This window comes from Hominilimicola sp. (genome assembly GCF_046972485.1).
Taxonomy (GTDB): Bacteria; Bacillota; Clostridia; order UBA1381; family UBA1381; genus Hominilimicola; species Hominilimicola fabiformis.
In genome coordinates, this window is record NZ_JBKVWU010000149.1 from 1 (window position 1) to 4,770 (window position 4,770).

Sequence of the window (4,770 nt, forward strand, 5' to 3'; positions counted from 1 at the left end):
ACAAGATACCCAACCAAAAAAGAACATAAGTATTTTGCCTATGTTCTTTCTTAATTTGTATAGGTTATTCTTGAATAAAATCATCAATCACATCTTGCAAATGACAGGGTGACAATCCGTATTTGTTCAGCCTGTCTATCAGCTCCGTCACTTCTTCCTTATTCGGCGATACATCTTTGACAGACACTTCATTTTAAATTCCTCCTTTAAACGCAAAAAAGCACTCAAATTAATGAGTGCTGTTATAAATGTAACTTTGAATTTTGTTAATTAGTTCAACGACTTTACTATGAAAATCTCGAATATCATCTATTGTGTATTTTTTTCCCGAATCGTGTGATAATTCATTCGCTTTAATAATCAAATTGTTTTCTATTTCAATATTCAATTTATCTTTTATTTTCTTACGCAAGTCACCCAACTCAATAAATCCATACTTTTGTTCTATTTCTATCGGAATATTCATAATTACACAAAAATGTTTCAATGCAAATTCCATAATATTTCTTATTATGTTACCTTTTGAAAAAAGTTCATCTCTATCTGCGATTTCATTCCTTAATGCAGATTTTACTTTTTCCAGTCTATTATTTATTTCATTTATAGTGTGAAGTAATAACAACCTCTTTGATATGTCAACATTCGGAATATTTTCTTTTGGTTGTATAACACAAGCATAATATGGCAAATTGTTAGCTATACATTCTATCTTAATTAAATTCTCTGGATTACCTTCCCAAAATGTATATCGTGCATAAAGTTCATCGGTACAATCCTCAATTTCTATAATCTCATTTTTACCAACAATCTTTTTTCTTAATTCTTTTTTGCTTACCACATTTGATTGTATTAGTATAAAAATATGATTTCCATTTTTAATAAATTTAATCTTATTTATATCTATTGCCATATATTCATAAGTACAATAGCCACTGGTATACCAAATGAGTCTTTCAAACTCTTCCAATTCATGATTCAAATTTTTTATCCTATATTTGTTATTATCCAACCAATAGAATTTGAAAATCGAATTAGCTTTATCATATTCAACTTTTATTACCTCATCAAAATTTATATGAGAATAATGGTCTAGTACAATATAGTGCTTGCTTTTTTCTACTAATTCAGTAAAAAACGAATATATGGTTTCTGCATCATCAATTTCACTAGGAGAACCATACTTTTCCCATATATCTATAAATAATTGTTCACTTGTTTCATAATTTTTCATAAATTGCTCCAACACCTTAAATTTAATAATAAAATTATATCATAAATCACCCACTTTTGTCTATTGATAAAATATAGAAATTTTGTATGTGCTTTTATTCACTGTTAATATCTATTGTTTTCTCATTTTTCGACAAGTGCCTCAAGGTCGTTTTCATCACTATATAATACAATATATACTGTTTAATTACGATATTGTTTGATATTTTGTAAATCGTAAGTAAAAAAAATAAGAGGTGGCAAAATGCCACCCCTCAAAAAAAATCATTTATTATACAATCCGCAACGATATTCACGTACAATAGCACGTAAATCTTTGTAGGACAAGCCAAGACAACCATCTTCATCGCCCTGTATCGCTCCGCAATCCATTGCCGCTTGTACCGCAGGACGTGCCCACGACGGCATATTGTCATCATTGAAATCGTACACCATTGTAGTTTGAACTACATTCACCAACTGTTTGTTGATGTTTTTTAAATCGGCAATTTCCGCCGCCTGTTTATTAATTAACTCTTTCAATTCATTGTACTGCTCCATTGTCAGTCCCTCCTCATTTCTTAAAATCGCCTTAACCTTTTCTTTGAATGTCGTCCAACCGGCACTGTTCTCAGTTGCCCACTGTGCCGGACACTGTTTGTCCCACACGTCATAGTGGCGCAAAACAAATATATCAACTGTATCTGCTGTAATGCCTATGTATTTACACAATTCAGCACATAAATAGGCGGTATTGTTGATTGTTTTTTCTGACACAATAGAATTACCACTACAACACATTTCAATGGATATGCTGTTTATGTTGCGGCATTCGGCATGTTTATATACCTTTGTGCCGCCCACCGCCCATGCGGCATTATTCAATGCGACTGATTGATAACACTCGGCTTCGTCCATAAAATAATTAGCAGACGAGTCTCTTGCTCCATTGTGAAAAAATGTTGCATTATTTTTGGCTGTGTCCTTTTTATTTCCTGTATAATGAATTACAATGAATTTCACCACACGACTGCTATATGTATAGTAGTTTGCCGGTGAAGATAGTGTTGATGTATTGATGTCAATACCATTGAACTGTTTGATTGGGAAACCATCATTTATTGTTCTCATTGTTGTCACCTTCGTTCATTGCTCCATCAAGTTTTTTGCTTGCAACCTCAAGTCCTTTAGTTAAAAAATCGGGAACATCCACCCCTATCTCAACTAAATTTTCAATAATTGAACGTATTTCGTTGACTATGAATGTAGCCAACACAAACCAACCGATAAATGCTGATATTCCCAAATCAATGCCTATAATATTACCTATATCATTGAATGTATATGATATAAAAAATGCAATAAATATTACAATCCAATAACCCAATTTTTTTACAACACCTTTTGCACCCTTATTGCTGTTCTCGGAATTACCGTATTTTGCCTTTGCAATACCTGTTAAGAAATCAGCTACATTTAACACCATAAATGCCGCGAATATGTACCAGTATGCACCTAATGCGGATGTTAAAAATGTCAAAACACCCGCCCACAACAAATTAATTTTTACAAAAATCTTGTCCATAAATTATTCCTCCATCATTTGCATTAATTCTTTGTATTCATCATCAGTAATACGTTCTGCAAGAAGAAACACGTCAAGTTTATCCTTCATTGAATTCTTATCATATCTACCGCTTGCAATTATTTTTTTACAATATCCATATGTCATTGATATTTCCTCCTCTTTATAATCCTAATTCCATCTTAGACATTCTGTAATCCATATCAAGATTAAATTCATCTTGTGCCTCCGGCAATGACGCTTCATATGCTTCTTTACTGCCGTATGAAGCAATTTCATTAATTTCTTTGTTAAAATCTTGAGTTTTCACTTCAAGACCACTCATATAGGAATACTGTTCATTATCAAGCTTTACCTTTGATATAAGTTCCAAAAGTTTATGCTTTGGTATAATTTGAGTTTCTAATTCAATTAACCTATCATCATTTACATAATAGTCTTTATCTACAAACTCTTTTTTGTCAATATCTTTGTAGTGACGTATAACTAATTTATAGCTATTTAAACATATTTGATTATTTATTATCGAAAAATTATCAATTATATCCATTATGTCCTCCTTATCCCGTAATCATTGTTCCTGTATTAACACTCCCTGTCGGAAATGATGTATAGGATTGTGAATACTGCATTGCATTGCCTATAAACTGTACTTTATTTGAATTAAAATTCATTTCAGAACGTCCAATAAAAGTATTTCCTATCATTTGAGTTGGGCAAAGTATTTGGAGCTTGTAATTCTCGGACGAATTAACACCAGTAACCGTATTTATGAAAAAACAACCTTCAATTTTACCAAAAGTCAAATATGTACTTGCCGTATAATTGATAGTGCAATCTCTTAATGAACATAACTTTTGCTCTGTGTTTGTGGTGTAGTGACATAATGAATGATTTCTATTTTTCAGAGTAATATCACACTCATCAATAGTCACTTTCCCGTTTATAAAATTTGTTCTACCATTACCTTGTCCCGTTAATTTACTATTTCGTATATACCCTGTTGCGTCAGTGTTATAAATAAAGTTTAAATCAGCACCACCTGCATTTATAGTTGACGAGCACTCATTCTGCAACGATACGGAGCTGTCATCTATCTCTATTTTGGTACAATCAATACCACAATAGCATATATAGCTTGTGCTATTTCTAATCCACAAATGAATTTCGCTTCTTTCCACTTTAAACAAACCAGATGACTTAATAGGTGTACTTCCCAAGTTCTGTGCTGTGGTAACATCTAATCTTGAAAACACATTATCAAAATATATACTACCAGCCTCGATACATAATTGTGGTATTAACTCCATTGCAATATTCTCAAAATATAATGGATATGAAGCTTTTGAGTCAGAAGAACTGCTCCGTGAAGTTATGATACCGTTATTACTAAATTTTAATTTAGGTCTATCACCTGTTTGCTCACCTGATAGCTTACAAGCGTGATTACCGCTATACATATAAATGGGGGCGTCTATTGAATAGTTACCTTTTTTAAAAATTATCCGCGAACCATTTCTTGATGCATTTATAGCCTCTTGTATTACCTCAACATCGGACTTTCCATCAATTCCGCACATAAAATCAACATCACTTATTGAAGGAGGTATTCTGTAACCGTCAACATTAATTGTACCTACTACTATATTGCTGTGGTCGATTTTTCTCTTTTCGAGGGTACTTACCCATTCTGTACCATCATATATAAATTCAACAATTTCACCTGCTTCCCAAGAATTTGGGTATTGTTTATTTGTAGAGTTGTAACCACCATTATAACCTTTAAAGACACCGTACCCCTTGTATCTGATACTTTTAGCACCTGTATTATTTACATTTAGAGTGGCTTTTGTTGTTGAGTCATGTGCATATGTAAATTTGATAAACACACGCACACCTGTAACAAGTTTAAAATTTGTTATGGAAACTGTTTTTGCTACTGTACTTCCACTTGTATTGCATACCGCATAAGGTAG

The 4,770-nt window shown here is 32.4% G+C and carries 7 protein-coding genes; all 7 read right to left on the reverse strand.

The window, feature by feature from the left end; genetic code table 11:
* Positions 1-64: 64 nt before the first annotated feature.
* A complete protein-coding gene (locus ACLTU0_RS10770; RefSeq protein ID WP_412322431.1) occupies positions 65-187 on the reverse strand; it encodes a DUF6514 family protein in 123 nt (40 codons plus the stop codon).
* A gap of 42 nt (positions 188-229) precedes the next feature.
* The gene (locus tag ACLTU0_RS10775; protein WP_412322433.1) at positions 230-1,231 is read right to left on the reverse strand and encodes a hypothetical protein; all 1,002 of its coding nucleotides are present in this window, start codon (positions 1,229-1,231) and stop codon (positions 230-232) included.
* A gap of 263 nt (positions 1,232-1,494) precedes the next feature.
* The gene (locus tag ACLTU0_RS10780) at positions 1,495-2,340 is read right to left on the reverse strand and encodes an N-acetylmuramoyl-L-alanine amidase family protein (RefSeq protein WP_412322435.1); all 846 of its coding nucleotides are present in this window, start codon (positions 2,338-2,340) and stop codon (positions 1,495-1,497) included.
* Entirely contained in the window at positions 2,324-2,794 is a 471-nt protein-coding gene (locus ACLTU0_RS10785) for a phage holin family protein (protein WP_022230478.1), read from the reverse strand. Before ACLTU0_RS10785 ends, ACLTU0_RS10780 begins: the two co-directional genes overlap by 17 nt.
* A 3-nt stretch (positions 2,795-2,797) precedes the next feature.
* Positions 2,798-2,941 carry a hypothetical protein gene (locus ACLTU0_RS10790; RefSeq protein ID WP_337869107.1) on the reverse strand — a complete coding sequence of 48 codons (144 nt, stop codon included), beginning with the start codon at positions 2,939-2,941 and terminating at the stop codon, positions 2,798-2,800.
* A 16-nt stretch (positions 2,942-2,957) separates the two neighbouring features.
* Positions 2,958-3,344, reverse strand: a complete 387-nt coding sequence (locus tag ACLTU0_RS10795) for a hypothetical protein (protein WP_412322436.1) — start codon at positions 3,342-3,344, stop codon at positions 2,958-2,960.
* 10 nt (positions 3,345-3,354) lie between these two features.
* On the reverse strand, positions 3,355-4,770 hold a 1,416-nt coding region (locus ACLTU0_RS10800; protein WP_412322437.1), incomplete at its 5' end, for a hypothetical protein.

What these genes read in the sequence shown, in the direction of transcription:
- ACLTU0_RS10775 (WP_412322433.1), bottom strand. Translation starts at nt 1,231, where the DNA reads ATGAAAAATTATGAAACAAGTGAACAATTATTTATAGATATATGGGAA.
- ACLTU0_RS10780 (WP_412322435.1), bottom strand. Translation starts at nt 2,340, where the DNA reads ATGAGAACAATAAATGATGGTTTCCCAATCAAACAGTTCAATGGTATT.
- ACLTU0_RS10785 (WP_022230478.1), bottom strand. Translation starts at nt 2,794, where the DNA reads ATGGACAAGATTTTTGTAAAAATTAATTTGTTGTGGGCGGGTGTTTTG.
- ACLTU0_RS10790 (WP_337869107.1), bottom strand. Translation starts at nt 2,941, where the DNA reads ATGACATATGGATATTGTAAAAAAATAATTGCAAGCGGTAGATATGAT.
- ACLTU0_RS10795 (WP_412322436.1), bottom strand. Translation starts at nt 3,344, where the DNA reads ATGGATATAATTGATAATTTTTCGATAATAAATAATCAAATATGTTTA.